The organism is Saccharopolyspora sp. NPDC045941 (genome assembly GCF_056431445.1).
The window spans coordinates 207,295-233,085 of the sequence record NZ_JBWKKU010000004.1 but is presented as its reverse complement, the minus strand read 5'-3'; the positions used below and the strand labels follow the sequence as shown (position 1 = coordinate 233,085).

24 protein-coding genes are annotated in these 25,791 nt (G+C 71.6%); 14 read left to right on the top strand and 10 right to left on the bottom strand.

Annotation, left to right across the window (positions count from 1 at the left end; translation table 11 throughout):
* Positions 1-33: 33 nt before the first annotated feature.
* On the bottom strand, positions 34-1,206 hold the full coding sequence (locus AC07FN_RS05170; RefSeq protein ID WP_478394465.1) for an LLM class flavin-dependent oxidoreductase: 1,173 nt from the start codon (positions 1,204-1,206) through the stop codon (positions 34-36).
* 278 nt (positions 1,207-1,484) lie between these two features.
* On the opposite strand from AC07FN_RS05170, the gene AC07FN_RS05165 reads away from it, so the two are divergent.
* From AC07FN_RS05165 to AC07FN_RS05145, 5 genes are all read left to right on the top strand, one after another.
* Positions 1,485-1,565 (top strand): putative leader peptide, encoded by an 81-nt coding sequence (locus AC07FN_RS05165; RefSeq protein ID WP_358566847.1) that lies wholly within the window; start codon positions 1,485-1,487, stop codon positions 1,563-1,565.
* A 41-nt stretch (positions 1,566-1,606) separates the two neighbouring features.
* Positions 1,607-2,941: an MFS transporter gene (locus AC07FN_RS05160; protein WP_478394464.1), complete on the top strand. Its 1,335-nt coding sequence runs from the start codon at positions 1,607-1,609 to the stop codon at positions 2,939-2,941.
* Positions 2,942-3,114: 173 nt separating this feature from the next.
* Entirely contained in the window at positions 3,115-3,960 is an 846-nt protein-coding gene (locus tag AC07FN_RS05155; protein ID WP_478394463.1) for a metallophosphoesterase family protein, read from the top strand.
* Positions 3,957-4,595 carry a 4'-phosphopantetheinyl transferase family protein gene (locus AC07FN_RS05150; protein ID WP_478394462.1) on the top strand — a complete coding sequence of 213 codons (639 nt, stop codon included), beginning with the start codon at positions 3,957-3,959 and terminating at the stop codon, positions 4,593-4,595. The genes AC07FN_RS05155 and AC07FN_RS05150 overlap by 4 nt, the downstream gene beginning before the upstream one ends.
* Before the next feature lie 70 nt (positions 4,596-4,665).
* Positions 4,666-5,961: a flavin monoamine oxidase family protein gene (locus AC07FN_RS05145; protein WP_478394461.1), complete on the top strand. Its 1,296-nt coding sequence runs from the start codon at positions 4,666-4,668 to the stop codon at positions 5,959-5,961.
* Positions 5,962-5,969: 8 nt separating this feature from the next.
* On the opposite strand, the gene AC07FN_RS05140 is transcribed toward AC07FN_RS05145, so the two are convergent.
* Positions 5,970-6,164 (bottom strand): hypothetical protein, encoded by a 195-nt coding sequence (locus AC07FN_RS05140; RefSeq protein WP_132480220.1) that lies wholly within the window; start codon positions 6,162-6,164, stop codon positions 5,970-5,972.
* Between the two features lie 241 nt (positions 6,165-6,405).
* Between AC07FN_RS05140 and AC07FN_RS05135 the strand changes: the two genes are divergently transcribed.
* From AC07FN_RS05135 to AC07FN_RS05125, 3 genes are read left to right on the top strand one after another with little or no spacing between them, the layout of a single operon-like run.
* Entirely contained in the window at positions 6,406-7,275 is an 870-nt protein-coding gene (locus tag AC07FN_RS05135; protein ID WP_478394460.1) for a HalD/BesD family halogenase, read from the top strand.
* A 35-nt stretch (positions 7,276-7,310) separates the two neighbouring features.
* Positions 7,311-8,141 (top strand): class I SAM-dependent methyltransferase, encoded by an 831-nt coding sequence (locus AC07FN_RS05130; RefSeq protein ID WP_478394459.1) that lies wholly within the window; start codon positions 7,311-7,313, stop codon positions 8,139-8,141.
* Entirely contained in the window at positions 8,138-9,937 is a 1,800-nt protein-coding gene (locus tag AC07FN_RS05125) for a choline/carnitine O-acyltransferase (protein ID WP_478394458.1), read from the top strand. The genes AC07FN_RS05130 and AC07FN_RS05125 overlap by 4 nt, the downstream gene beginning before the upstream one ends.
* Here AC07FN_RS05125 and AC07FN_RS05120 read toward each other — a convergent pair.
* Together AC07FN_RS05120 and AC07FN_RS05115 are read right to left on the bottom strand one after the other, a co-directional pair.
* Positions 9,934-11,241, bottom strand: coding sequence for an SLC13 family permease (locus tag AC07FN_RS05120; RefSeq protein ID WP_478394457.1), 1,308 nt, complete (start codon positions 11,239-11,241; stop codon positions 9,934-9,936). The two genes, AC07FN_RS05125 and AC07FN_RS05120, sit on opposite strands and share 4 nt — an antisense overlap.
* Positions 11,242-11,370: 129 nt before the next feature.
* Positions 11,371-12,135, bottom strand: a complete 765-nt coding sequence (locus AC07FN_RS05115) for an IclR family transcriptional regulator (RefSeq protein WP_478394456.1) — start codon at positions 12,133-12,135, stop codon at positions 11,371-11,373.
* 108 nt (positions 12,136-12,243) lie between these two features.
* Between AC07FN_RS05115 and AC07FN_RS05110 the strand changes: the two genes are divergently transcribed.
* From AC07FN_RS05110 to AC07FN_RS05100, 3 genes are all read left to right on the top strand, one after another.
* Complete coding sequence (locus AC07FN_RS05110) at positions 12,244-13,461, top strand: CaiB/BaiF CoA transferase family protein (protein WP_478394455.1); 1,218 nt, start codon at positions 12,244-12,246, stop codon at positions 13,459-13,461.
* The gene (locus AC07FN_RS05105) at positions 13,458-14,228 is read left to right on the top strand and encodes an enoyl-CoA hydratase/isomerase family protein (RefSeq protein ID WP_478394454.1); all 771 of its coding nucleotides are present in this window, start codon (positions 13,458-13,460) and stop codon (positions 14,226-14,228) included. Before AC07FN_RS05110 ends, AC07FN_RS05105 begins: the two co-directional genes overlap by 4 nt.
* Positions 14,229-14,328: 100 nt before the next feature.
* Positions 14,329-15,603, top strand: a complete 1,275-nt coding sequence (locus tag AC07FN_RS05100) for an aspartate aminotransferase type Ic (RefSeq protein ID WP_478394453.1) — start codon at positions 14,329-14,331, stop codon at positions 15,601-15,603.
* On the opposite strand, the gene AC07FN_RS05095 is transcribed toward AC07FN_RS05100, so the two are convergent.
* Positions 15,600-17,114 (bottom strand): FAD-dependent monooxygenase, encoded by a 1,515-nt coding sequence (locus AC07FN_RS05095; protein ID WP_478394452.1) that lies wholly within the window; start codon positions 17,112-17,114, stop codon positions 15,600-15,602. The genes AC07FN_RS05100 and AC07FN_RS05095 overlap by 4 nt on opposite strands.
* Before the next feature lie 83 nt (positions 17,115-17,197).
* On the opposite strand from AC07FN_RS05095, the gene AC07FN_RS05090 reads away from it, so the two are divergent.
* Positions 17,198-17,914, top strand: coding sequence for a TetR/AcrR family transcriptional regulator (locus AC07FN_RS05090; RefSeq protein ID WP_478394451.1), 717 nt, complete (start codon positions 17,198-17,200; stop codon positions 17,912-17,914).
* Between the two features lie 40 nt (positions 17,915-17,954).
* Here AC07FN_RS05090 and AC07FN_RS05085 read toward each other — a convergent pair whose 3' ends face one another.
* The 3 genes from AC07FN_RS05085 to AC07FN_RS05075 form a co-directional block, all read right to left on the bottom strand.
* Positions 17,955-18,653, bottom strand: coding sequence for a class I SAM-dependent methyltransferase (locus AC07FN_RS05085; RefSeq protein ID WP_478394450.1), 699 nt, complete (start codon positions 18,651-18,653; stop codon positions 17,955-17,957).
* A gap of 80 nt (positions 18,654-18,733) precedes the next feature.
* Positions 18,734-21,538: a cytochrome P450 gene (locus AC07FN_RS05080; RefSeq protein ID WP_478394449.1), complete on the bottom strand. Its 2,805-nt coding sequence runs from the start codon at positions 21,536-21,538 to the stop codon at positions 18,734-18,736.
* A gap of 9 nt (positions 21,539-21,547) precedes the next feature.
* Positions 21,548-21,904 (bottom strand): hypothetical protein, encoded by a 357-nt coding sequence (locus AC07FN_RS05075; protein ID WP_478394448.1) that lies wholly within the window; start codon positions 21,902-21,904, stop codon positions 21,548-21,550.
* A 143-nt stretch (positions 21,905-22,047) separates the two neighbouring features.
* On the opposite strand from AC07FN_RS05075, the gene AC07FN_RS05070 reads away from it, so the two are divergent.
* Complete coding sequence (locus tag AC07FN_RS05070; protein WP_478394447.1) at positions 22,048-22,710, top strand: helix-turn-helix transcriptional regulator; 663 nt, start codon at positions 22,048-22,050, stop codon at positions 22,708-22,710.
* Between the two features lie 140 nt (positions 22,711-22,850).
* On the opposite strand, the gene AC07FN_RS05065 is transcribed toward AC07FN_RS05070, so the two are convergent.
* Positions 22,851-23,288: a MarR family winged helix-turn-helix transcriptional regulator gene (locus AC07FN_RS05065; protein WP_478394446.1), complete on the bottom strand. Its 438-nt coding sequence runs from the start codon at positions 23,286-23,288 to the stop codon at positions 22,851-22,853.
* 84 nt (positions 23,289-23,372) lie between these two features.
* Here AC07FN_RS05065 and AC07FN_RS05060 point away from each other — a divergent pair, with 84 nt between their 5' ends.
* Positions 23,373-25,154, top strand: a complete 1,782-nt coding sequence (locus tag AC07FN_RS05060) for an ABC transporter ATP-binding protein (protein ID WP_478394445.1) — start codon at positions 23,373-23,375, stop codon at positions 25,152-25,154.
* A 181-nt stretch (positions 25,155-25,335) separates the two neighbouring features.
* Here the strand turns inward: AC07FN_RS05060 and AC07FN_RS05055 are convergent, their stop codons facing one another.
* On the bottom strand, positions 25,336-25,674 hold the full coding sequence (locus AC07FN_RS05055; protein ID WP_478394444.1) for an alpha/beta hydrolase: 339 nt from the start codon (positions 25,672-25,674) through the stop codon (positions 25,336-25,338).
* Positions 25,675-25,791: the final 117 nt, after the last annotated feature.

Below are 25,791 nucleotides of genomic sequence, written 5' to 3'. Positions count from 1 at the left end.
GGCCCCGGTTCGCCGGGTGGCGAGCGCCGCGCGTTAGGAGGTGGCGGCGGGCTCCCTCGAGGTGTCAGCGAACGGGATGCTCGCCGGGACGGCTTCCGCCGCGCCCGCCGGGTGCCACCACAGCCCCTTGCGCTCCAGGATCGGCAGCACGCCTTCGCCGAACCAGTACGCCTCCTCCAGGTGCGGGTGGCCGGAGAGCACGAACTCGTCGATGCCGAGCGCGTGGTACTCCTCGATCCGCTCGGCCACCTCCGCGTGGCTGCCGACCAGCGCCGTCCCGGCGCCGCCGCGCACCAGGCCGACACCGGCCCACAGGTTGGGGTAGATCTCCAGGTCGGCGGTCGAGCCGCCGTGCAGGTCCAGCATCCGCCGCTGGCCCTCGGACTCGCTGCGCGCCAGCCCCTCCTGCACCCGCGAGATGGTCGCCGGGTCGAGCGCGTCCAGCAGCCGCTGCGCCTCCGCCCACGCCTGCTCGCTGGTGTCGCGGCTGATCACGTGCAACCGGATGCCGAAGCGCGGGGCGCGGCCCCGCTCGGCGGCGAGGCCGCGGATCCACTGGATCTTCTCCGCGACCTTCTGCGGCGGCTCGCCCCAGGTCAGGTACACGTCGGTGTGGTTGGCCGCGACGACGCCGGCCGCGGGCGAGGAACCGCCGAAGTACAGCTCCGGCACCGGGTCCGGCGTCCGCGCCAGCTCGGCGCCCTCGACCCGGATGTGGGTGCCGTCGAAGTCGACCCGCTCGCCCCGCCACAACGCCCGCACGACGTGCAGGAACTCGTCGCAACGCGCGTAGCGGGCGTCCTTGTCCAGGAAGTCGCCGTAGGCGCGCTGCTCGGCACTTTCGCCGCCGGTGACTACGTTGAGCAGCAGCCGCTGCCCGCTGTGCCGCTGGAACGTCGCGGCCATCTGGGCGGCCAGCGTCGGCGACAGCAGGCCCGGCCGGAACGCGACCAGGAACTTCAGCCGCTCGGTGACCTCCGCCAGCATCGCCGTCGACAGCCACGCGTCCTCGCACCACGCACCGGTCGGCGTCAGCGCGCCCTCGAAGCCGAGCTGCTCCGCGCTGCGCGCGATCTGGCCGAGGTAGGCCAGCGTCGCCGGGCGCGCTCCCGCCGCCGTGTTGGTGGTCGCCACCCCGTGGCCACCGCCGACGAGGTACCGGCTGTCGCCGTAGGTGGGCAGGAACCAGTGGAACGTCAAAGACATGCGCAACTCCAGGGAAGGCCGGTGATCGGAACCGACCACGGACGTCCATCGTGGACAGATGCGGCCAGGGACGGCCGCGGGGAGCGGAAGTCAGGTCAGCGGCGACACGCCTGCGCCGCCACGCGGTGGAAATCCACGTGCCGCCGCCTGGTGAACCGCGTCGCGACCATCACGCGGCAATGGCAGCAGAGGGCCCCTGGGGTGTCAACCGATCTCACCTGCCGGACCGGCGCGCGATCTCCTTGACACGTGTTCGACCGCGTCCATAGCGTCGGCGCGTGCTCCGACCGGTACTGCTGACCAACCGCCACCACGTGGATCTGCTGCGGGTGGCCTCGGCGGCGTGTTCGGCGTCCTGACCCGCCCGAACCCGGAAGCACCGCCCCCAGGAGGCAGCAGCATGACCGCGGGTACGCACGTCGATGCGCCCGGAGCCCGTCAGGTGTCGGAGAAGGACGTCCGCACGGTGATCGTGTCCAGCCTGATGGGCACCACCGTGGAGTGGTACGACTTCTTCCTCTACAGCACGGCCGCCGGCCTGGTCTTCGACAAGTTCTTCTTCCCCACCGACAACCCCACCGTGTCGACCGTGCTGGCGTTCGCCACGTTCTTCGTCGGCTTCGTCGCCCGCCCGCTCGGCGGTGTCCTCTTCGGACACATCGGCGACCGGATCGGGCGAAAGCGGACCCTGGTGACCACGATGGTCCTGATGGGTCTGGCCACGGCCGCGATGGGCGCGCTGCCCACGTACGCCGAGATCGGCCTGCTCGCGCCGATCCTGCTGGTGCTGCTGCGCGTGGTGCAGGGCCTGGCGATCGGCGGCGAGTGGGCGGGCGCGGTGCTGATGGCGGTCGAGTACGCGCCGCCGGGCAAGCAGGCCCGCTACGGGGCCTGGCCGCAGGTCGGCCTCGCGCTGGGGCTCGGGCTGGGCACCGGGTTGTTCGCCCTGCTCGGCAACCTGCTGGACGACGAGCAGTTCCTGAGCTACGGCTGGCGGATCGCGTTCGGGCTGAGCATCGTGCTCGTCGTCATCGGGCTGGTGATCCGGTTGAAGGTCGCCGAGACGCCCGCCTTCGAGGAGGTCCGGGCGGCCCGGGACACCTCCAGCGCGCCCTTCCTGGACCTCTTCCGCGACCGCACGGCGCGGCGCAACACGCTGCTCGGCCTGCTCTCCCGCTGGGCCGAGGGCGCGGCGTTCAACACCTGGGCGGTGTTCTTCCTCGCCTACGCGACGTCGACGCTCAAGCTCCCGCGCACCGACGTGCTGGTCGCGGTCATGCTGGCGGCGATCACGCTGGCCGTGCTGCTGCCGGTGTTCGGCCGCCTCGCCGACCGGTGGACGCCGCGCCGGACCTACGCCTTCGGCGCGACGCTGTTCGCGCTGTCGGTATACCCCGCCTTCCTGGCCTTCCAGACGCGCGACCCGGTGCTGATCGGCCTGGTGATCGTCCTGGTGCTGGGCGTCGTCCACGCGGTCCTCTACGCGCCCCAGGGAACGCTGTACGCCCAGCTGTCCCCGGTCCGGCTCCGCTACACCGGGATGTCGTTCGTGTACCAGTTCTCCGGCATCTACGCGTCGGGCCTGACGCCGCTGATCGTCACCGCGCTGCTGGCCGCCGGCGGCGGTTCGCCGTGGTGGGCCTGCGCCTACCTGGCGTTCACCGGCGCGATCGGTGCCGTCGCCACCCTGGCCCTGCGCCCGCGCGACCTGTACTTCGGCCGCTCCGGGTCGTGAGCGCGAAGGCCGGGACGCGCACCGCGCCGAACCCGGCCTCTCGCAGCCAACCGACCTCCAATCAAATCCTGGTCAGTCCGAACGAAACCGGCGCGAAACAATAGCGAGATCGGTCCATTGTGGTCGTCCGAATGCGCCTAGCGGCCCGGCCGCGGATCGGTAGGATCCGGATCATGCACAACACTGGTCGGCTGCTCGCCGTGAGCGACTTGCACGTGGCGTTCCCCGACAACCGGGCGATCGTGGCGGAACTCCGGCCGGAATCCCCGGACGACTGGCTGATCGTGGCCGGTGACGTCGGCGAGTTCGCCGCCGACATCGAGTGGGCGCTGCGGCTGCTCGGCGAGCGCTTCGCCACCGTGATCTGGGTGCCGGGCAACCACGACCTGTGGACCCACCCGAAGGACCCGCTGCAGCTGCGCGGCGAGCAGCGGTACCGGCACCTCGTCGAGCTGTGCCGCGGCCTGGGCGTCCTGACCCCGGAAGACCCGTACCCGGTGTGGACCGGCGACGGCGGCCCGGTGCGGATCGTGCCGATGTTCCTGCTCTACGACTACTCGTTCCGGCCGTCCGGGGCGAAGAACAAGGCCGAGGGGCTCGAACAGGCCCGCGCCAAGGGCGTCGTGTGCAGCGACGAGTACCTGCTGCACCCGGACCCGCACCCGAGCCTGGACGCCTGGTGCCGGGCGAGGGTCGCGGAGACCGAGCGCCGGCTGGCCGAGCTGGACGACGGGCTGCCCACCGTCCTGGTCAACCACTACCCGCTGGTGCGGGAGCCGACGGACGTGCTGCACTACCCCGAGTTCGCGCAGTGGTGCGGCACCGAGCTCACCGCGGACTGGCACCGCCGCCACCGCGCCTCGTGCGTCGTCTACGGGCACCTGCACATCCCGCGGATCACCCGGCACGACGACGTGCCGTTCCACGAGGTCTCCATCGGCTACCCCCGGGAGTGGCGCCGCCACGGCCACCCGCACGGCCTGCTCCGCCAGGTGCTCCCGGCGGGGGCCCGGTCTTGATCGGCGAGATCCTCCCGGGCGAGGCCCGGTTCGCCGAGGCCTTCGACGATCGCGTCGACGTCGAGCTGTTCCCCGAGGAAGAGGCCGTCATCAGCCGCGCGGTCGCCAAGCGCCGCAGCGAGTTCGCCACGGTCCGGCACTGCGCGCGCGAGGCGCTCGCCGCGCTGGGTCATCCGCCGGGCCCGATCATCCCGGGTGAGCGCGGCGCGCCGGGCTGGCCCGCCGGCGTGGTCGGCAGCATGACCCACTGCGCCGGATACCGGGCGGCCGTGGTCGCGAGCGCCGCGGACCTCGCCTCGGTCGGCGTCGACGCGGAGCCCGACGCGCCGCTGCCGGATGGCGTCCTCGAAGCCATCGCCCGCCCGGAGGAGCTGGACCACCTGCGGGGCTTGCCGCCGGGACCGAACTGGGACAGATTGCTGTTCAGCGCCAAGGAATCCGTCTACAAGACGTGGTTCCCGCTGACCCGGGCCTGGCTGGACTTCGCGGAGGCGTCCATCGAGCTGCGCCCGGACGACGGCACCTTCCACGCCCGGCTGCTCGCCGAGAGCCCGGGCCCGCCGCTGCGGGAGTTCCACGGGCGCTGGCTGGCCGCCGGCGGCCTGGTCGTCACCTCGATCGCCCACGCCGGGTGAGCGGCGGGAACCGGTAATCAACTCGTTCGGTGGATCGAGGCGCCACGTCGCCGGAACCAGAATGCGCAGCATGGAGTCCTACGACGTGGTCATCGTCGGTGCCGGGTTCGCCGGGCTGACCGCCGCTCGCGAGCTGTCGCGGCGCGGCCGCTCGGTGGCGGTGCTCGAAGCGCGCGACCGCATCGGCGGTCGCACCTGGACCGATGAGCGGCTCGGCCGCCGCCTGGAGATGGGCGGCACCTGGGTGCACTGGCTGCAGCCGCACACGTGGAGCGAGATCACCCGCTACGGCCAGGCCGTCGAGCAGAGCCCGAGCTCGGAGGAGGTGTACTGGATCGCCGGCGGCACGGTGCACCGGGGCAGCCCCGCGGAGTTCGACGCGCTGATCGAGCGCGGCATGGACCGGCTCGCCGCGGACAGCCGCGCCTGGTTCCCGCTCCCCTACGAGCCGCTGCTGCGCGAGGACCTGGACCGCATCGACCACCGGTCGGTCGCCGACTACTTCGGCGGGCTCGACCTCCCGCCCGCCGAGCGCGAGGTGAACACCGGCGTCTGGGCGGAGCACTTCAACGGCCCCGCCGCGGTTTCCGGGCTCAGCCAGGCCATGCGGTGGTGCGCGGCGACGTCGGGCGACTGGCGGCTGCTGCACGAGGCGACCTCGGGATACCGGCTCGTCGAGGGCACCGCCTCGCTGGCGGCGGCGATGGCGGCCGACAGCGAGGCCGACGTCCGGCTCGGCACGGTCGTCACCGCCATCGCCCAGGACGACGGCGGCGCGACGATCACCACGGCCGACGACACCCGCCTCGCGGCCCGGCAGGTGATCTGCACGCTGCCGCTGAACGTGCTGGCCGCCATCGACTTCCGGCCCGCGCTCCCGGCGGCCAAGCTGGCGGCGAGCGCCGAGCGCACCGCGTCGCAGGGGCTGAAGACCTGGATCCGGGTGCGCGGCGACGTCCCGCCGTTCACCGGCTACGCGCCGGACGACCACGACCTCACCTTCGTCCGCCCGGAGTACGCGGTCGACGGCGACACCGTCCTCGTCGCCTTCGGCACCCGCGCCCACGACCTCGATCCCACCGACAAGGCGGGCGTTGCCCGCGCGCTCGCCGCGTGGCGGCCGGATCTGGAGGTCGTCGACGTCGCCGGGCACAACTGGATGACCGACGAGTTCTCCCGGGAAACCTGGCCCATGCAGCGCCCGGGCCAGCTCACGAAGTACCTGGCCGCCCTGCAACGGCCGCACGGCGCGGTCCACTTCGCGGGCTCCGACCTCGCCACCGGCTGGGCGGGCTTCATCGACGGCGCGGTGGAATCCGGCCTCCGGGCCGCCCGGGAAGTCGCCACCGCGCTGCGCGGTTCCTGAGCCACCGGTCAGCTCCGCGGCAGCGGGATGTGCGCGCTCTGGCGGCCCTGCGGGCCGTTCTCGACGAAGTCTGCGGCGAAGCGCATGCCCTCCTGGTACGCCTCGACCCGCGCGCGGCCGATCTCGGCCTCGATCTGCTCGGGATGCAGTTCGTCGGCCAGTGAACGCACCTCGGCGAGCCGCCGGCTGGTCTCGTCGTCCATACCAGTACCGCCCTTCCTCGTCGGGTCCTCCTGATCCTCTCGGCTTCCGGCGAGTTCTGCACGATCGAGTGGCGCCCGGCGCCCGGATCGGCCGCGCACTATGGCCACCGTCACTGTCCCGGCGGCGAACTCGGCAGTAACCGCGTTGATCATCCGTCGTTGATCACGGTAGTGCAGGCGCGATCAACGTCGATCGCCCCGAATCCGGCGTTGGCGAGCTTTGCACGTGGAGGGGAACTTCATGAGCGCAGCGGAAGTCGAGCTTGTGGAGCAAGTGGTGGACACGGCGCGCTACCCGCTTTCGGACCCGGCGAGCGCCGCCTGGCGGGAAGCCGTCCACCGGGCCCGGCACGACCTGCGGGAAGACGGCTGCAGCGTGCTGCCCGATTTCATCCGCCCGTCGCGGCAGGAGGAACTGCGGCGGGAAGGCGCGAAGATCGCGCCGCTGGCGCATTACGACGTCGAGGTCGTCAACGCCTACAACATCGACACGAACACCGAGTTGCCGGCGGACCACCCGGCCCGCACCACGATGACGCGCGGCAACGCGTTCGTGGCCCGCGACCAGATCCCACCGCACTCGATCATCCAACGGCTCTACACGAGCTCGCTGTTCAAGCGCTTCATCGCCGAGTGCGTCGAGCTGCCCGCCGTCCACGAGCTGGCCGATCCGCTGGCCGGGCTCTGCCTCAACGTGGTGCGGCCCGGCATGGACCACCCGTGGCACTTCGACACCAACGAGTTCGCGGTCAGCATGCTCACGCAGGAGCCGGAGGTCGGCGGGGTCTTCGAGTACTGCGCGAACATCCGGTCCGCCCGCTCGGAGAACTTCGCCGACGTCCGGTCGGTGCTGGCCGGGGACGGCGAGCGGCTGATCCGGCGGCTGGCGCTGCGCCCCGGCGATCTCCAGCTGTTCAAGGGCCGCTTCTCGCTGCACCGCGTGACCACCGTGCAGGGCCGCGAGCAGCGCCATTCCGCCATCTTCGCCTACAGCGAGCGGCCCGGCGTGATCGGCAGCGTCGCCCGGACCAAGCAGATCTTCGGCCGGGTCCTGCCCGAGCACCTGGCCGCCGAGGGCCGCGCGGTGCGGGGCGATCGGCTGCTGGACTGACGAGTCGACCGGTCGAGCCAGGAGGAGCACCGTCCGTGCAGTTCGATGCCACCGGCAAGGTTTCGCTCGAGCAGATCTACACCCGACCCGATCCGCGCGCCTACTTCACGACCCTGCGCGAACTCGACTACTGCATCCCGCAGCTGGCCAAGCCCTACTTCCTGAAGCTGATCCAGGAGTACCGCGAGGCGACCGGCGTCGAGGTGCCGACCGTCCTGGACCTCGGCTGCTCCTACGGCGTCAACGCCGCCCTGCTGCGGTGCGACGCGACCATCGACGAGCTCTACGCGCACTACGGCGACGCCGATGCCCGCGAAGCCGACCGGGACCGGCTGCTGGCCCGCGACCGGGCCTGGGTGCGCTCGCGCGGTCAGCTCGCCCGCACCCGGTTCGTCGGCCTGGACAGCTCGGAACCGGCGCTTTCCTACGCGCTCGCGGCCGGGTTCATCGACCACGCGGTGCACGCCGACCTGGAGAACCACGATCCCACCGCCGCGCAACGCGAGCTGCTGGCCGAGGTGGACCTGGTCATCTCGACGGGGTGCATCGGATACGTCGGCGAACGCACCCTCGGCCGGATCGCCAAGGCGGGAAGGCGGCCGTGGATGGCGCATTTCGTGCTGCGCATGTTCCCCTTCGACCCGATCGCGCGCCGACTGGCAGACTCGGGTTACGAAACCGTGCCGATGCCCGGCGTTTTCAAGCAGCGCCGGTTCATCTCCGAGCAGGAGCAGTCGTTGGTCCTGGAAACGCTCTCGACCGCCGGGGTCGAGCCGCGGGGCATGGAGGCCGACGGCTGGTTCTACGCCGAGCTCCACCTCTCCCAGCCGCGAGAACACCGAGCGATCCAGCGAAGTCGAGGATGACATTGAACAGCAGTGAGACGTGGTCGACCAGCACCTTCGGCAACGAGGACCGGCTGCCCCGGGTGCCGCTGCCGACCCTGGCGGAAAGCTGCGAGCGGTTCGTCGAGTGGTGCGCGCCGCTGCTCGGCGCGGACGAGCTGGCGGCCACCGAGGCGGCGGTGCGGGCGTTCCAGAGCCCCGGCAGCCCGGCCCACGCCCTGCAGGCGGCGCTCGAACGCTACGACGCCGAGGACGGCGTGCGCAGCTGGCTCGACACCTTCTGGCCGTACCGGTACCTGGGCCGCCGCGACCGGATCGCGCTGAACGCCAACTTCTTCTTCCTGTTCCGGGAATCGGCGCAGGAGCAGGTCGAGCGGGCGGCCGGCCTCATCGCCGCGGCGGTCGACTACAAGCAGCTGCTCGACGCGGAGGCGATCCCGCCGGTCGTCCAACGTGGACAGCCGCATTCGATGGAGCAGCAGAAGTTCCTGTTCTCCACCACCCGGATCCCCGGCGCGGTGCAGGACTCGGTGCGCGCGCCGTACTCCGCGGAATGGCCCGGGCCCTCCGATGCCCGCCACATCGCGGTGTTCTACCGCGGCAACCTGTTCCGCATGCAGGTGCTGAGTCCGGAGGGCCGGCCGCACACGCCGGAGGATCTCGCGGCGGGCCTGCAGGCGATCATGAAGGCCGGCGCGACGCGAGCCGCGACGGACACCTCCGTCGGGCACCTCACCACCAAGGCGCGAGCGGAGTGGGCCGCCAGCCGGGAAGCGCTGCGAGCCGCCGATCCGGGCAACGCCGCGGCGCTGGATGAGATCGAGACCGCGCTGTTCTGCCTGTGCCTCGAGGACTTCACGCCCGAGAACGCGCTGGACGCCTGCGACCACCTGCTGCACGGCGACAGCGGCAGCCGGTGGTTCGACAAGGCCGTGTCGCTGATCGTCTTCGCCGACGGCACCGCAGGCATCAACGTGGAGCACTGCGGCCTGGACGGCACCACGATCCTCAACTTCGTCGACACGTTGCTCCAGCACGAACCGGAAGCGGGTCGGGCGGCGCAGGGCCTTCCCGCCGTGGATCCGGTCGAGTTCGTGCTCGACGCCGGCCTGCGCGCCGATGTCCGCTCGGCGGCCGGCGCGTTCGCGGAGTACGCGGACAACACCGCGACCACCACGCTGTCGTTCGAGGACTTCGGGGCGAACCGGGCCAAGCAGCTGGGCATGTCGCCCGACGCGTTCGTGCAGATGGCGTACCAGCTGGCCCACAAGCGTTCCAAGGGCCTGACCGGCGCCACCTACGAGTCCATCGCCACCCGCCAGTTCCAGAACGGGCGCACCGAGGCCATGCGCGTCGTCACGCCCGAGGTCCTGCGGTTCGTCGCGGCGATGGACGATCCCGGTGCTGACGCGGAGACGCGGCGCGAGGCGTTCCGCGCCGCCGCGGAGAAGCACGTGGCGCGGGCGAAGGAGTGCCAGGCGGGGCAGGCGCCCGAGCAGCACCTGTGGGAGCTGCAGCTCATCCAGCGGCGGCGGGGCGCGGAGCTGGGCGCGACCGAGCCGCTGGACCTGTACGAGACGCCGGGCTGGCTGAAGATGCGCGACGACTACCTGAGCACGAGCTCGGCGCCGTCGACGAACATCCAGTACTTCGGTTTCGGTTCGACCAGCAGCCAGTGCATCGGCGTCGCGTACGTGCTGCTCCCGGATCGCTTCAACCTCTACCTGAGCACGCCCGAGCCGGTGGCGGACGAGATGTACTCCTTCGCCGAGCACCTGACCCGCGCGGTCCGCGAGCTCCAGGAACTCCTCGCCTAGGCGAGCATTCCGGGCAGGACCAGGAAGGCGCAGGTGACGACCGGACCGATCAGGACCATCGAGAATCCCCAGCGGAAGAAGAACTTCCGCATGGCCGCGCGGATCCGCTCCGGGCCCGAGGCCACCACGGTGGCGCCGATGGTGGACATCGGATTGATGTCCACCAGGGACGACGACAGCGCCAGCGCGCAGATCACCCCGGCCGCCGGCACCCCGCCGGCGGCCACCAGCGGCAGCGCGAGCGGGATGATGATCGCCAGCAGCGCGGTCGTGGAGCCGAACGCCGAGATCAGCCCGCCGCACAGGCAGAGGATGAACGCCGCCAGCAGCGGGCTGGGGATCGCCGCGCCGACCTCGGCGACGAGCTGGACGGCGCCCATGCCGTCCAGCACGCCGACGTAGGTGGCAATGCCGCCGACGAGCAGGATCGTGGACCAGTCGATCTCCTTGACCGCCTGCGCCGTCTCCTTGGTGAAGCACAGCGACAGGACGACGCCCAGACCCAGCGCGACCGCGCCGACGTTCACCTCGACGCCGGCGGCCGTCAGCACGACCACGAGCACGACCAGCAGCGCCAGCATCACGATCGTCAGGCTCTGGAACACCGACAGCCGGGTCGTGGTGCCGGTCCTGGTCAGCAGCGCCGTTTCCCCCGCGCCGCCACCGGAACCCGGCGCGGCGTCGGGCTGCTCGTCGGGCGCCGCCTCGGCCACGAGCGCGCGCCGGAACAGGACGGATCCCGCGGCGAAGAGCACCACGTTGATCCCGATCGCCGCGCCGAACAGCAGCAGCGGATTCACCTCGATCCCGCTGCGCCCGGCGATGCTCGTCGTGATGAGGCCGAACAGGCTGATCGGCGCGAACGACCCGGCCGAGCCGCCGGTGGCCATCGCCAGACCCATCACCACGGGACTCAGCCCGTTGCGGCCGGCGAAGGACAGCCCGATCGGGATGAGCACGACCGCCGCCAGCGGCGATCCGAAGCTGGCGACCGCGAGGGAGAGCGCGAAGAACAGCGCGGGCAGCAGCGCGACCCGGTTGCCGGTCGCGCGGACCAGCCTGTCGATCATCCAGTCGAGGGCGCCATTGCTGCGCGCGATGCCGAACAGGTAGGTGACGCCGAGCAGCAGGAGCATGATGTCGACGGGAAATCCGCTGAGCACGTCGTCCAGCGACGCGCCGCCCAGGGTCGTGCCGACGCCGAGCGCCGCGGCCAGGGCGAGGACTCCCATGTGGACCGGTCGCACGGTCGCGACCAGGAACGCCACCGCCAACACGAGCAAAGCCAGCACCTGCGACGCCATTTCGCTCCCCGTCGAGCCCGGACCGCATCGTGGTCCACCTGACTGCATTGTGGTCCACGGCACCGTAGGGTCGTGCTCCCGGACACGTCAAGGTGCGAGGCCGGAATTCGTTGGCGCGGCGGCGATCCGCTACGGCAGCGGGGCGACCGACGACGAGAGCCCTTGGGAGATGCGGAAAGCCGTGTCGCGGACCTGCCGGCCGACGGTCGCGTAGCGGTTGCGCGTGAGCCGCACCTTGGGCGCGGACACCGACAGCGAGCCGACCGCACCCGCGCCGGGCGGGCAGATGGCGGCGCCGATGGCCACGATGCCGGGCTGGTGCTCCTCCTCGTTCACGGCGTAGCCCTGCCCGCGGATGGTCGACAGCTGGGCCAGCAGCGCATCGGGGTCGACGATCGTGCGATCGGTGACCCTGGACAGGTACTTCGCCAGGTAGTCGGCGACGTCGTCGTCGGGCATCGCGGCCAGCACGGCCTTGCCGTTGGACGTGGCGTGCAACGGCGAGCGGAGGCCCAGCGAGTAGAACGTGCGCAGCTGGTGGGCGCTGTCGAGGCGCTCGATGAGCACCACCTCGTTGCCGTCCGGCACCATCAGGTGCACCGTTTCGCCGGTGGCCGCCTGGAGCTCGCTGAGCAGTGGCAACGCCACCGACCGCAGATCCCTGTCGTTGGCGGCCTGGCTGCCCACCGAGAACGCCCGGCCGGTGATCGTCCAGCGGCGCAGCTCGTGCCCGGCGGGCTTGATCCACCCGGCCTCGTGCAACGTGGTCAGGCAGCGCTGGACGGTGGTCTTCGGCAACCCCAACCGCTGGGTCAGATCGCTGAGCCCGGCGGGCTGGTTCTCGGCCACCGCTTCCAGGACGCGGAGGGCGTTCTTGACGCTCTGCATGGACATGATCCACCTCTTGACGCGATGTGCGGCGCATCGTAGCGTCCAGATCCGTTCGGTCCACTTTACGGATCGCTGGACCACATTGTGGACCACGGAACGGGAGGTCGCCCCATGACGCACGCGCCGCTGACCGGGATCCGGGTGATCGACCTGACGCGCGTGCTCGCCGGTCCGATGTGCACCGCCCTGCTGGCCGACCTCGGCGCCGAGGTGATCAAGGTAGAGCCGGTGCCGCACGGCGACGGCGCTCGCGCGTTCGGCCCGTTCGACGGCGACCGGAGCCAGTACTTCGCCGCGGTCAACCGGAACAAGCGCTCCCTCGCGCTGGACCTGCGCAGCCCGGAGGGCCAGGACGTCCTGGCCCGGCTGGTCGCCGATGCGGACGTGCTGGTGGAGAACTTCCGGCCGGGCGTGCTCGCGAAGCTCGGCCTGGATCCCGCGCGGCTGCGCGCGGAGCACCCGCGACTGGTGATCGCCAGCATCAGCGGCTACGGACCGACCGGACCGGAACGGGAAACTCCCGGGCTCGACCAGATCGCGCAGGGCATGTCGGGCCTGATGTCGGTCACCGGCGCCGGTTCCGAGACCCCGATGCGCGTCGGAGTGCCGATCATCGACACGATCACCGGGATCATGGCGGCCCTCTCGGTCGCGGCAGCGGTCGCCGGGCGGGAACGCACCGGGGACGGCGCCCACGTGCAGACCTCGCTGCTGGAATCGGCGCTGGCGGCGCTGACCTTCCACGCGCAGGGTTACCTCAGCACCGGCGAGGTCCCGCAACCGCAGGGCAACGACCACCCGGTGATCAGCCCGTACGGGATGTTCGCCACCGCCGACTCCCCCATCAACATCGCCGCCGGTTCGCCACGCCAGTGGGAGGCGCTCTGCACCGCGCTCGGCGACCCATCCCTGGCCCAGCGCCCGGAGTACGCCGACGGTGCGAGCCGCGTCGAGCATCGCGCCGCGCTGCGGGCCGACCTCGAACGACTGCTCCGCGCCGAGGGTTCGGCGCACTGGGTGGCGGCGCTGCGCGAAGCCGGTATCCCCTGCGGACCCGTGCACCGGATGGATCAGGTTTTCGCCGACCCGCAGGTGCAGGCGCTCGGTATGGTGCAGCAGATCATGTCGGCGGGCGGAGCCTCGATGCCGTTGCTGCGCGCGCCGATCTGGATCGACGACCAGCCCGCCGCGGTGCACTCGCCACCGCCGGAGTTCGGCGAGCACTCCGCGGCGGTCCTGGCCCAGCTGTTCAACGAAGACGAGATCGAGGATCTGGACCGCCGCGGCATCACCCACCTGCCGACGACCACGGGAGCGACCAAGCGATGAACGACCTCACGCCGGGCCGGCTTGACCTGCACATCGCCGAGCACATCGCCTGGATCACCATCGACAACCCGGGCAGGCGCAACGCCATGAGCGCGAGCATGTGGCGGCAGGTCCCCGACCTGCTGACCAAGGTCGCCGACGATCCGGCCGTCCGGGTCGTCGTGCTCACCGGCGCGGGCGACGCGTTCTGCGCCGGCGCGAACATCAATGAACTGGACGAGATCGAGGGCGGCCGAGAGGAGAGCGTGACGGTGACAGCCGAGCGGGCGCTGCTCACCTGCCCGCTACCGACGATCGCGCTGATCAACGGGCTCTGCATCGGCGGCGGCTGCCAGCTCGCCGCCGCCTGCGACATCCGCATCACCGACACCGGCGCCACCTTCGGCATCACCCCGGCCAAGCTCGGCATCGTCTACCCCGCCTCCAGCATCGCCCGGCTCACCGAGCTCGTCGGGCCGGCGAACGCGAAACTGCTGCTGTTCTCCGCGGACTTCTTCGACGCCGCACGCGCGCTCCAGATGCGACTGGTCGACGAGATCACCGACGACGCCCGCGGCCGCGCGACCGCCCTCGCGACGACCATCGCCAGGCGCTCCCAATTGACGGTCCGGGCATCCAAGCAGCTCATCGACATGGCCAGCCGAGGCGAGTCGCTCGACGAACGCCGCCAGCACTGGCAGGACCTGTCCACTGAAAGCGGCGAGAGCGCCGAAGGGATCAGCGCCTTCCTCCAGCGCCGCCCGCCGGAGTTCCCGTACCACGGCTGACCACAGTGGACACCAGCCGTTCCCGGACGGCGCGGGCGGGGTCGCCGATGCGGCGACCTGTAGGCTTCCCGCAGGTCGCCGCACGTGAAGGGAACGCACGATGCCCGTTGGTACGAACGCCGAGACAACCTCCACACTGGTCGAAACCGCCCGCCGCGATTACCGCGAGCTGGTGGACGCCGGCCTGTCGTTCGACCTGACCCGCGGCAAGCCCTCGCCCGAGCAGCTCGACCTGGCGGCCGGCCTGCAGGAGCTGCCCGGCGCCGGCCGGCACACCGCCGCGGACGGCACCGACTGCCGGAACTACGGTGGCCTGCAGGGTCTGCCGGAGATGCGGGCGCTGTTCGCGGACTTCCTCCAGGTGCCGGTGGAGCAGCTGCTGGCCGCGGGCAACTCCAGCCTGGAGCTGATGCACGACTGCCTGGTGCACGCGCTGCTGAGCGTCCTGCCGGGCGCCGAGTCGCGCTGGGCCGACCAGGAGCGCATCGCCTTCCTGTGCCCGGTTCCCGGCTACGACCGGCATTTCTCCCTCTGCGCGCGCTTCGGCATCGAGATGATCCCGGTCGCGATGACCGCCGACGGGCCCGACATGTCCGAAGTGGAGCGGCTGGTCGCCGAGGACCCGGCGATCAAGGGCATCTGGTGCGTGCCGAAGTACAGCAACCCGGACGGCACCTGCTACTCGGACGAGACGGTGCGGCGGCTGGCCGGGATGCGCACCGCCGCCCCGGACTTCCGGATCTTCTGGGACAACGCCTACGCGGTGCACCACCTCACCGACGAGCGGGTGGAGATCGCCGACCTGCTGGCGGCCTGCGCCGAGGCCGGGAACCCGGACCGGGCCTTCGTCTTCGGCTCGACCTCCAAGATCACCTGGGCCGGGGCCGGTGTCGCGTTCTTCGGCTCCTCGCCGGCCAACCGCGACTGGCTGCTGGCCAACAACTCGAAGCGCTCGATCGGCCCGGACAAGGTCAACCAGCTCCGGCACGTGCTGTTCCTCGAAGACGCCGACGGGGTGCGCGCCCACATGGACCACCACCGCGCGCTGCTGCAGCCCAAGTTCGAGGCGGTGCTGCGAATCTTCGACGAGGAGCTCGGCGGCACGGGCCTGGCCGAGTGGACGTCCCCGAAGGGCGGGTACTTCATCACGCTGCGGGTGCCCGACGGCTGCGCCAAGGAGGTCGTGCGCCTGGCGGGCGAGGCCGGGATCGCGCTGACCCCGGCCGGTGCCACCCACCCGCACGGCGTCGATCCGGACGACGCGGTCATCCGGATCGCCCCCAGCTACCCCGGGCGGCAGGAGCTGGAGCAGGCGATCCGCGGCCTCACCACCTGCGTCCGCCTCGCCGGGTACGAGCAGCGCCTGGCCGGCTAACGACCGGTGACCGCGGCGAACGCCTTCCGCAGCGTCGCGGGATCCGCGCTTCCTGGTGCGCGCCAGGCGATGAAACCGTCTGGCCGCACCAGCAAGGCGCCGTCGTGGTCGACGTTCGCCGAGGACGCCCAATCCTCGTCGAGCCGCACGGCCTTCACCCCGATCTCGTGCGCCGCCTCCACCCAGTGGCCGCCGCCGGGGCCGGTCAGCACCGCGAAGCGGGACTCGATCAGGTCCAAGGTGGACACGCTCGTCCCGTCCACCCAGCGGTGCGGCAGCCGCGAGCCGGGCGCGCCGTCGAGGCTCGCGGCGACGTCCTCTGTGGACGGCACGTCGACCACCGGGTCGATCACCGCCGAGGAGTCGTACCGGTAGGCCATGGTCACCACCGGTGAGTTCCACACCCCGACCGCGGCGCGCTCCGCGACGGCCGCCGGATCCCAGTGCAGGCGCGGCTGTTCCCAGCGCAGCAGCGCCTGCCGGGTCACCAGCTCGGCGACGGCGTGGCGTTCCTCGTGGTAGCTGTCCAGCAACCGGTCACCCGCCTGCCCGGCCAGCACCATGCCCAGCTTCCACGCGAGGTTGTGCGCGTCCGCCAGCCCGGTGTTCAGCCCCATGGCGCCGAGCGGCGAGATCGCCCGCGCCGCGTCGCCGACCAGGAAAGCGCGGCCGGACCGGAATTCATCGGCCATCCGCACCGTCGCCCGCCACGGCAAGGCGTTGACGATCTCCACCGGCACGTCCGCGCCGAGCGCGGTGCGCACCACCGCGGCGCACCGTTGCGCGGAGAGGTCGCCGACCGAGTCCAGGCCGACGTGCAGCACCCAGCGCTTCTCGCCGACGGACAGCAGCATTCCCGGGGCGTCCGGATGGCTGATCTGGACCATGACCGGCATCGAACCGAAGTGGCCCACCAGGTCGGCGTTGAACAGGATGTTCACGGTGGTGTCACCGATTTCGCCCGGGCCCGTGGCGGTGATCCCCAGCGCGTCGCGCACCGAGCTGTTCACGCCGTCCGCGCCCACCAGGTAGTCGGCCTGGATCACGCGCCCATCCGAAAGCGTCGCCGACACCCCGTCGGCATCCTGCTCGACTCCGGTCACGGCCACGCCGAATTCGACGGTCGCCCCGAGTTCCCGGGCCGCCGGGAGGAGCGCGCCGTCGATCCGGTCCTGCGGGTAGTGCCCGTTCGGCATTTCCGGCGAGATGTCGGAGGCCAACGGCGACTGCGAGGGGTGCGGCGCCTGGCTGCGGTCGATCTCGGCGGCCGTGCGCGCGTCAGCCTTCCACAACTGCGTCGACCGGACGGCGACCTCGTCGATCGCTTCGCGCAGCCCGGCCTCGCGGAAGAACTCCAGCGTGCGCGGGCTGATCCCGAGCGCGCGGGGGTGGTTGGACGGCGCGGCGCGGCGCTCGACGACCAGCGACGGAACGCCGTGGTGGCCGAGGAACACCGCAGTGGCCAGGCCGACGGTGCCGCCGCCGGCGATGAGGACCGGAACCCTGGACATGAGAGCCTCCTTGAAGTTGGGAACACAGTTGGGAACACTGTTCCCATTTAGGGAACACTGTACCCGACGCGTACACTGTGCCCATGTCTGCTCGATCACAGCCCGCGGCCCTGGTCTGGATGCGCGACCGGGAGCGCGGCAGCCGTCCGGCGCTCAGCGAGGAGAAGATCGTCCGCACGGCGATCCGGCTCGCCGACGCCGAAGGCATCGACGCGCTGTCCATGCGGCGGATCGCGGCCGAGATGGGTTCCGGCACCACCTCGCTGTACCGCCACATCACCAACAAGGACGAGCTGATCGAGCTGATGATCGACGCGGTGCACGGCGAGATGCCGCTGCCGGAAGGGCACGGCGAGGACTGGCTCGCCGAGCTGGCCGCCTGCGCCCGGACCTGCCGCGCCGGTCTGCTGGAGCACCCTTGGCTGGCACAACAGGCTGCCCGGCGCCCTGCGCTCGGCCCGAACGTGATCAGGCTGGCCGATCACACGCTCGGCGTGGTGGGCCGGGCGACCGACGACGCGACGCAGGCGGGCATGGTCGTCGACGCCCTCAATACCTTCGTGCTCGGCTCGGTGGCCGCGGAGCTGGCCGAGCTGGAGGCGCGGCGCACAACGGGCATGACCGTCGACGAATGGCAGAACGCGGTCGGCGTCTACGTGCGGCAGGTGGTCGAGTCCGGCGAGTTCCCCCACTTCAACCGCGGAATCCTGGAGTCCGGCGACCCCGATCCCGACGCTCGCTTCGAATTCGGCCTCGGCTGCCTGCTCGCCGGCATCGCCGCCGCGCTCGGCCGCCCGTGAACAGCGGGACTCCCGCCCCGGCCGGGCGGGAGTTCCCGGATCAGTCGAGGTCGGCGACCTCCCACAGGCCCAGCGCCTTGTCGGCGTACCGCCCGTCGCCTTCGACGCAGCCCTCGACGACGAGTTCCAGCGGCGCCGGGAAGCCGAACGGCGCCAGCTGCAGGTTCAGCGGGCGCCAGTCCCCGGTCTCCACGTCGACGTTCACCGCCAGCTCCGGGAACGTCGTGGTCAGCAGGTACCGCGTCCCGCTGCGCCGGATGTTGCGCAACGCGGCCCGGATCTGGTCGAAGGTGAGGTGCACCAGGCAGTCCCGGCACAGCACGAGATCCGCCGCGGGCAGCGGATCCGCGGTGAGGTCGAGGATCTCGAACCGGCGTTGCGCGCTGCCGTAGCGATCCCGGTTGTGCGCAACGAGCTCCGGCACGATGTCGGCGCCGACGTAGGTTTCGACGCCCAGGTCGGTGGTGCTGAGCCAACCGAAGTCCCCGCAGGGGACGTCCGCGACGGTGCGCACGCCACGCCTGCGCAGCAGAGCGGGGATCTCGGTCCTGATGTGCTCGGTCGCGGTGCTCTCCGAACCGTGCCCGGAGACCGACTCCTCGCTCCCCCACAGGTTGTGCTGGTAGATGTAGCGGAACACCTCGTCGGTCTCCTGCCGGCGGAGGTTCTCGCGGTGCTTCCGGTAGTTGACGTTCGACAGCAGCTCCGGACGCCCCCAGCCCATCCCGGATTCGCTCATCCTCGTCGTCCCTCCCACAGCTCCACGGCCGCCGCCACCGACGGCCCAGCACCCGACCTTGGCACAGATCGCGGAGCGCGTCAGCCGCCGTACACGTCCTCCACGTAGCGCCCCGCGGCGATGAGGCCCTGCAACCAAGCATCGGCGGTTTCCGCGTCGCTGCCGGGAATTCGCTCGCGGTACACCGCGCGGAACGCGTCGCGCACCCCCGGCGCCATCCGGTTGCCGTCGCCGCAGACGTAGACCTTCGCCCCGTCCTGCAACAGGTTCCAGACCTCGTCGGCTTCCGCCGCGATGCGGTGCTGCACGAACCGGTGCCCGCCGACCGGCGCTTCGCTGAAGACCGGACGGACGGCGACCGCACCGGCCGACTCGGCGGCGGCGAGTTCCGCCGCGTGGAGGTAGTCGGCATCCGCCGCGTCGCAGCCGAAGTAGCACAGCGCGGGGGCGAGCCGGGCGCCGCACTCGACGAGGCCGCGCCGGTCCGCGATCGCACCCCGGAACGGCGCCAGGCCGGTGCCCGCGGCGACCATGACCACCGGGGCGTCCGTGCCGATGCGGAACGCTTCGCGGCACGGCTGGACGCGCGCCAGGACGGTGTCGCCCGGCTGCACCGCGTTCAGGTATCCCGAGCCGGTGCCCCGGAACTCCCCTCGCCCGGAGCGCGCCGGCCCCTGCAGCAGGGAGACCATCAGGTCGGCGTGGCGCGCATCGGCCGCCGGCGAGGAGGAGATCGAGTAGTGCCGGGGCCGCATCGGCGGCAGCAGGTCCAGGATCACCGGCCAGGTGAGGACTTCGCGCAGCGCCGGGTGGTCCTCGATCACGTCCAGGAGCGTGCGCTGGTCGGCGGCGTCGTCGGCGAGCGCCCGGAGGGCGGCCTGCTCCGGCGGGCACGGGTTGAGGCCGGCGAGGACGCCGAGCTGTTCGGCGGTGGGGCGGTCCTGCAGCTCCACGTGCCGGGTCAGGAGATCGCGCACGGTGATCGGCCGGTCGATCGGGAGGGCGTCGCGACCCGGGCGGCCCGCGATGATGTTGAGGACCGCGTCCGGATCGACGCCCAGCACCTCGGCGGCCCGGGCGACCAGCGCCGGGTCGTTGGCCGGGAGAACCGTCAGGTGGTCTGCGGTCCGGTAACCGCACCCCTCGGGCAGCGCCACCCGGACGAGGCGCTTGACCCGCGGGTACGCCGGATCGGTGAGGGTGGCGACCTCGGTCACCACCATCTCGGTCACGTCGTGCCGGGCGGCGAGCGCATCGAGCGGACCACCGGTGATTTCCGAGACCGCGTAACCGGTTTCGCGCTCCGGTGCCGCCCCGGCCGTCGCGGGATCACCGTGCCGTTCCAGCAGCGCGCTTCGCAGCGATGCGGTGAACTCCCGCACCGCGCCGGTCAGATCGCCCGCGGCGTCCGCCGCCGCGCGCTCGACGATGCGAGTGCCGCCGAGCTCCGCGAGCCGGGCGTCGAGGCGGGTCGGAACGTGCTGGTAGGTGGCCGCCCAGTTGCGGTCGCCGACGCCCAGCACCGCGAAGGCCACGCCCTCCGCCGCGCCGGGTTCGGCCCCGTCCAGCCAGCGCGCGAACGACACCGCGTCGTCGGTCGGGTGGCCGTTGTAGGAGGCGGCGACGATGACGACCGCCCGGTCGGCGGGCAGGCCGCCCGCGTAGGCGTCCAGCGGCGCCACTTCGACCTCGCAGCCGAGGTCGGCGCCGGCGTCGGCGAGCCGGCCGGCGAAGTCGCGGCAGGTGCCGTAGTTCGAGCCGTGCAGGAGGAGCAGCTCGGTGCCCGGCAGCACGCGGCCGGGCAGCCCGGCGTCGGCGACCGGTTCGCCGGCCGCTCCGGGAGTGCCGGTGGGCAGCGCCGCGCGGTCCGCGGCGGTGCGCGGCAGGAGGGTCAGCGTCAGCCCTTCCGGTTTGAGCGTCAGCGTTTCCTTCACGTCCAGCCGGTAGTCGGCGTGATCGACCAGCCGGTACCGGTGCACCAGCATCGCGAGCAGCATGGTCGCCTCGTGCAGGGCGAACTGCCGGCCGATGCACGCGCGCTCGCCGGTGCCGAACGGCTTGAACGCGTGCGGCGACCGGGCCGCCTCGGCCTCGGGGGTGAACCGCGTCGGGTCGAAGAGCTCGGGGTCGTCGCCCCACACCGGGTCGCGGTGCAGCACCGGCGTCAGGACCGCCACGGATTCCCCGGCGCGCAGCGGAATCCGCCCGCACAGCAAGGTGTCCTCGCGCGCCACCCGCCCGAAGGCCGGGGCCGACGGCCACAGCCGCAGCGCCTCGTTGAGCACCTGGCGGGTGGCGGTCAGGCGGCCGACGTCCTCGAACGTCGGGTCCGGTTCGACGTCGCCCCACAGCTCATCCACCTCGCGCTGCACCACGTGCAGCGCCGTCGGGTGCTTGGCGAGGAAGTGCAGCGCGAACGACAGGGTGCCGGACGTCGTCTCGTGCCCGGCGATGAGGAAGGTGATGATCTGGTTGCGGATGTTGGCGAGGTCCAGCGTGGTGCCGTCGGCGGGGTGCGCCGCGCCGAGCATGAGCCCCAGGAGGTCGTCGGCCGACGTTTCGCCCGCGGCCGTGCGGGCGCCGATGACGTCGTCGACCACGGACGCCAGGTACGCCGCGTCGGCCCGGAACGCTTCGTCCCGCTCGGCGTGATCGGCGCCGGGAGGCATGGTCAGCCGCGACATGCTCCAGTCGAGGCAGCGCACCATGGAGCCGACGAACGGGTGCGGCTCGTCGCGGTCGAACGAGCCGAAGTCGAAACCGAAACCGGCCAGCCCGATGGTGTCCAGCGTCATCCGCGTCATGTCGTCGGGCACGTCCACCGGCACGCCGGCCGCGGCCCGGCGGTCCCAGGCCCCGAGGAGGCGGCGGGCCACCCGCAGCATCACCGGGTGTTAGGTGCGCATCGAGCCGAGGGCGAAGGCGGGCATCAGGATGTCGTGCGCCTTGCCCCAGTTGGGTTCTTCGTTGTAGGCGGTGAACAGGCCGTCCCCGGCGAACTCGCGAACGTTCTGCAGCGCGGGGCCGACCGCCTTGGCGAACCGCTGCTCGTCCGCCAGCTCGGTGACCAGGCCCAGGTCGCCGACCAGGAGGGTCTCGCGGTCGTGGAAGCGGCGCCGGAACACCGGGCCGTGCCGCCGGGCGAGCGCCATCGCCTGCTGGGTCGGCCGGTTCGTGAGGCCGGTGTCCGAAACGTCGATGACGGGAACGCCGTCGTCGACTCGCGGGGGGATCAGGGTGGCGTCGGTCATTCGGGGCGCGTCCTCTGCTCGGGAGTGGTTGCTGCCTCCACGTTCGCGGCAGCCGCGGGCGTCTCGGGGCATCGGCACTACACGAATGCGTAGTAGTCTCTGCGGCATCGGACTTGCATCCTGATCTTCGAGATGGCAGTGGCATGGGACAGGAGTGGCGGGGCGGACCGCCGGGGCGCGCGTACCGGGATGATGCGGTGGCGTGGCGCAACCGGGCGGTGATCCTGCTGGACCACCTGCCGATGCCGGTCGCGGTGTGCGACACCGGAGGCGCGATCGTGCTGGCCAATCCCCTGATGGCCGCGGAGTGGGGCGCGCTGCCCAGCCAGTTGCGCGGCCGCAACGTCCTCGACTTCTTCCGCCCGCGCTCCAGCGATCAGCTGCACCCGGTCGTCGAGGCGCTGCGGCGGCGCCGCCGGTCCCGCTACCCGGTCGAGGTGCGCTGGTCCGCGCCGGGCGGGTCGGAGCGGCACGGCGAGATGACCGTCGACGTGGTCAGCGAGGCCCCGGGTGCCGAGACCGCGTTGCTGTTGCTGCTGAACGTCCTCGGCGACGTCACCGAACCGGCCGAACAACCCGCCGCCGCCCTGGTCAGCCCGGTGGAGGCGCGGATCCTCGCGCTCGCGGCAGGTGGCGTGACCACCGCGCAGATCGCCAAATCGGTCGGCCTGACCGCGGACGGGGTCAACTACCACCTGCAGCGCATGTCCCGCCGCTGGCGCGTGCCGAACCGGACCGCGCTGGTGGCCCGCGCCTACGTGCTGGGCGTGCTGAAACCCGCGGCCTGGCCGCCAGAACCCGCCTGACCATCCACTTCGGACACGAGCGGGCCGGCCCCGTTTCACCTACGAGGTGACCGGGCCGTTCCGCGGCTGATCCGCCTCGACTTCAGGCCGGCGGGTCCCGTCCGGACCTGCGGGCCTTCTTCCTCTCCGCCGGCCGCGATCTATCGGCCGGTCGATGCCTGGTCGACCTTTTCCAGCAGTTCCAACAGGGTTTGCCGCTGTCCGGCGGTGAGCGGGGCGAACAGCTCACCCGCCGCGCGGGCGCGGAGCTCGGCCAGCCGCTTGCACGTCTTGCGGCCTTCCGGGGTCAGCTCAAGCAGGGTGGAGCGGCGGTTGCCGGGATCGACCTCGCGCCGCAGCAGGCCCGCCTCTTCGAGGGCGTCGACGACCGGCGTCACCGCCCGCGGCACCACGTGCAGCCGCTCGGCCAGCTCCGCCATGCGAGGCGGCGTCTCGCACCTGCCCAACACGAACAGCGCACGCGCTTGCGCGGGCGTCAGCCCGAGATCCCCGGCGCCGCGCCGCTGCAGGACGTGCGCGGACTTGGCGAGCCGCAGGAACAGCGCGCCGAGACGTTCTTCCTCACCACCGGCATCCACGCGGCCAGCTTAACAGAGTGACAGTAATAGTGAAGCATGGTAAATATGAAGGTGTCTCTGAATTAGATCGCACTGGAGCCGCCTATGTCATCGCCCGAGGAATCCACTCCCCCGCCAGCCCGCCTCCGCCGCATCGGCCGCCTCTTCCGCCCCCACCGAGGCACGCTGCTGGTCGTCGCGCTGCTGGTAGTCGTGTCGTCCCTGGTCTCCGTCGCGTCGCCGTTCCTGCTGCGCGAGGTCCTCGACGTCGCCATCCCGCAGCAACGGCTCGGCCTGCTGACCGCACTCGTGCTCGGCATGATCGGCGTGGCCGTCGCGACCAGCGTGTTCAACGTCGCCCAGACATATCTGTCCACCAAGGTCGGGCAGAGCGTGATGCACGGACTGCGCTCGGCGGTGTACGCCCGGCTACAGAGCATGTCGCTGGCGTTCTTCACCCGCACCCGGACCGGCGAGATCCAGTCCCGCATCGCCAACGACATCGGTGGCATGCAGGCCACCGTCACGTCCACCGCCACCTCGCTGATCTCCAACCTCACCACCGTGGTGGCCACCGTCGTCGCGATGCTCGCGCTGGACTGGCGGCTGACGATCGCGTCGGTGGCCCTGCTGCCGGTGTTCGTGTGGGTCAGCCGCCGGATCGGCCGGGAGCGCAAGAAGATCACCGCGAAGCGGCAGCGCCAGCTGGCAGCCATGTCCGCCGGCGTGCAGGAATCCCTTTCCGTCAGCGGAATCCTGCTGGGTCGCACGATGGGCCGGGCGAGGTCGCTCACCGACTCCTTCGCCGCCGAGTCGGCCGCGTTGGCCCGGCTAGAGGTCAGTTCCAGCATGGCCGGCCGGTGGCGGATGTCGAGCATCCAGATCGTGATGACCGCGCTGCCCGCGCTGATCTACTGGGCGGCCGGCGTCACCAGCACCTTCGGCGTCCCGCTGATCACCCTGGGCACCCTGGTCGCCTTCGTCACCCTGCAGCAGGCCCTGTTCCGGCCGACGCTGTCGCTGCTGTCCACCGGTGTGGACGTGCAGAGCTCGCTGGCGCTGTTCGGCCGCATCTTCGAATACCTCGACCTGCCGATCGACATCGACGAACCGGAGCGACCGGTGCGGCCGGCGCGGATCGAGGGCGAGGTGCGGTTCGCGGACGTGTCGTTCGCCTACTCGCCCGAGGCCGCCGACGGAACCCTCACCGGGATCGACGTGACCGTGCCCGCCGGCACCAGCCTCGCCGTGGTCGGCGAAACCGGGTCCGGGAAGACGACGCTCAGCTACCTGGTGCCGCGCCTCTACGACGTCACCGGCGGACAGGTGCGCATCGACGGCGTCGACGTGCGCGAGCTCGGCTTCGACACGCTCGCCGATGCGGTCGGCGTGGTTTCCCAGGAGCCTTACCTGCTGCACGCCTCGGTGGCCGAGAACCTGCGCTTCGCCAAGCCCGACGCCACCGACGCCGAACTGGTCGCCGCGGCGAAGGCGGCGCAGATCCACGACCACGTGGCGGCACTGCCGGACGGCTACGACACATTGGTCGGCGAGCGCGGATACCGGTTCTCCGGCGGGGAGAAGCAGCGGCTCGTGATCGCCCGCACGATCCTGCGCGACCCGCCGATCCTGATCCTCGACGAGGCCACCAGCGCATTGGACACCCAGACCGAGCGTGCGGTGCAGCAGGCTCTCGACGCGCTGTCCTCGGGCCGGACCACGATCACGATCGCGCACCGGTTGTCGACCGTGCGCGACGCGGACCAGATCGTGGTGCTCGACGGAGGGCGGATCGCGGAACGCGGGACGCATGACGAACTGCTGGCCACCAATAGCCGATACGCGGCCCTGGTCCGGCGCGACGACCAGCTCCCCTCCGCCGCGTGAGCACCTGCTCGGACCTGGTCGACCTCGGCGGCGGCCGGGCGGGAGTCCTCTACGAGGCCGGCCCGAACGACGCCCACGCTCCGCTACGCCCGGTTCGAGGAAGGCGACCTCGATCGCTGACGACCCGAGCGGGCCCGGGCCGACCCGGCCCGAGCCCGCGCGCGACTTCCGCCGGTCTGCGTCAGGCGCGGCCGGCGAACCGGTCGGTGGCCGCGATGAGCCCGTCGAGGATGCCGGGCTCGTCGAAGGCGTGCCCGGCATCCTCGACGATGGTCAGCTCCGCGTTTCCCCACGCACGGGCGAGCTCCCAGGCCGCCTCCGGCGGGGTGAGCACGTCGTACCGGCCCTGCACGATCACCCCGGGGATACCGCTCAGCAGCCCGGCGCCTGGCCCGCCGTGCACGAACACCACGGGCTTCCCATCCGGATTCCCGCATTCCTCCCAGTAGACGAGGTTTCCGTCCCCGACGTCCAGGTGTCCCGCGTCGTGTGGTTCCAGCTCCGGGTAGAAGGTGCGCATGGTCCGATCATGCCCGATCGGCGGGGGGGGGGGGGGGGGGGGGGGGGGGGGGGGGGGGGGGGGTTTCCCCCCCCCCACACACCCACCACACAAAGAGCACAACCCAGACCACAGAAA

Excerpts from the sequence above, each read along its gene's own strand:
- AC07FN_RS05110 (WP_478394455.1), top strand. The coding sequence starts at position 12,244 with ATGACGCACGCGCCGCTGACCGGGATCCGGGTGATCGACCTGACGCGC.
- AC07FN_RS05155 (WP_478394463.1), top strand. The coding sequence starts at position 3,115 with ATGCACAACACTGGTCGGCTGCTCGCCGTGAGCGACTTGCACGTGGCG.
- AC07FN_RS05135 (WP_478394460.1), top strand. The coding sequence starts at position 6,406 with ATGAGCGCAGCGGAAGTCGAGCTTGTGGAGCAAGTGGTGGACACGGCG.
- AC07FN_RS05140 (WP_132480220.1), bottom strand. The coding sequence starts at position 6,164 with ATGGACGACGAGACCAGCCGGCGGCTCGCCGAGGTGCGTTCACTGGCC.
- AC07FN_RS05095 (WP_478394452.1), bottom strand. The coding sequence starts at position 17,114 with ATGTCCAGGGTTCCGGTCCTCATCGCCGGCGGCGGCACCGTCGGCCTG.
- AC07FN_RS05075 (WP_478394448.1), bottom strand. The coding sequence starts at position 21,904 with ATGACCGACGCCACCCTGATCCCCCCGCGAGTCGACGACGGCGTTCCC.
- AC07FN_RS05170 (WP_478394465.1), bottom strand. The coding sequence starts at position 1,206 with ATGTCTTTGACGTTCCACTGGTTCCTGCCCACCTACGGCGACAGCCGG.
- AC07FN_RS05090 (WP_478394451.1), top strand. The coding sequence starts at position 17,198 with ATGTCTGCTCGATCACAGCCCGCGGCCCTGGTCTGGATGCGCGACCGG.
- AC07FN_RS05070 (WP_478394447.1), top strand. The coding sequence starts at position 22,048 with ATGGGACAGGAGTGGCGGGGCGGACCGCCGGGGCGCGCGTACCGGGAT.
- AC07FN_RS05080 (WP_478394449.1), bottom strand. The coding sequence starts at position 21,538 with ATGCTGCGGGTGGCCCGCCGCCTCCTCGGGGCCTGGGACCGCCGGGCC.
- AC07FN_RS05125 (WP_478394458.1), top strand. The coding sequence starts at position 8,138 with ATGACATTGAACAGCAGTGAGACGTGGTCGACCAGCACCTTCGGCAAC.
- AC07FN_RS05105 (WP_478394454.1), top strand. The coding sequence starts at position 13,458 with ATGAACGACCTCACGCCGGGCCGGCTTGACCTGCACATCGCCGAGCAC.
- AC07FN_RS05160 (WP_478394464.1), top strand. The coding sequence starts at position 1,607 with ATGACCGCGGGTACGCACGTCGATGCGCCCGGAGCCCGTCAGGTGTCG.
- AC07FN_RS05145 (WP_478394461.1), top strand. The coding sequence starts at position 4,666 with ATGGAGTCCTACGACGTGGTCATCGTCGGTGCCGGGTTCGCCGGGCTG.
- AC07FN_RS05120 (WP_478394457.1), bottom strand. The coding sequence starts at position 11,241 with ATGGCGTCGCAGGTGCTGGCTTTGCTCGTGTTGGCGGTGGCGTTCCTG.
- AC07FN_RS05055 (WP_478394444.1), bottom strand. The coding sequence starts at position 25,674 with ATGCGCACCTTCTACCCGGAGCTGGAACCACACGACGCGGGACACCTG.
- AC07FN_RS05085 (WP_478394450.1), bottom strand. The coding sequence starts at position 18,653 with ATGAGCGAATCCGGGATGGGCTGGGGGCGTCCGGAGCTGCTGTCGAAC.
- AC07FN_RS05060 (WP_478394445.1), top strand. The coding sequence starts at position 23,373 with ATGTCATCGCCCGAGGAATCCACTCCCCCGCCAGCCCGCCTCCGCCGC.
- AC07FN_RS05100 (WP_478394453.1), top strand. The coding sequence starts at position 14,329 with ATGCCCGTTGGTACGAACGCCGAGACAACCTCCACACTGGTCGAAACC.
- AC07FN_RS05115 (WP_478394456.1), bottom strand. The coding sequence starts at position 12,135 with ATGTCCATGCAGAGCGTCAAGAACGCCCTCCGCGTCCTGGAAGCGGTG.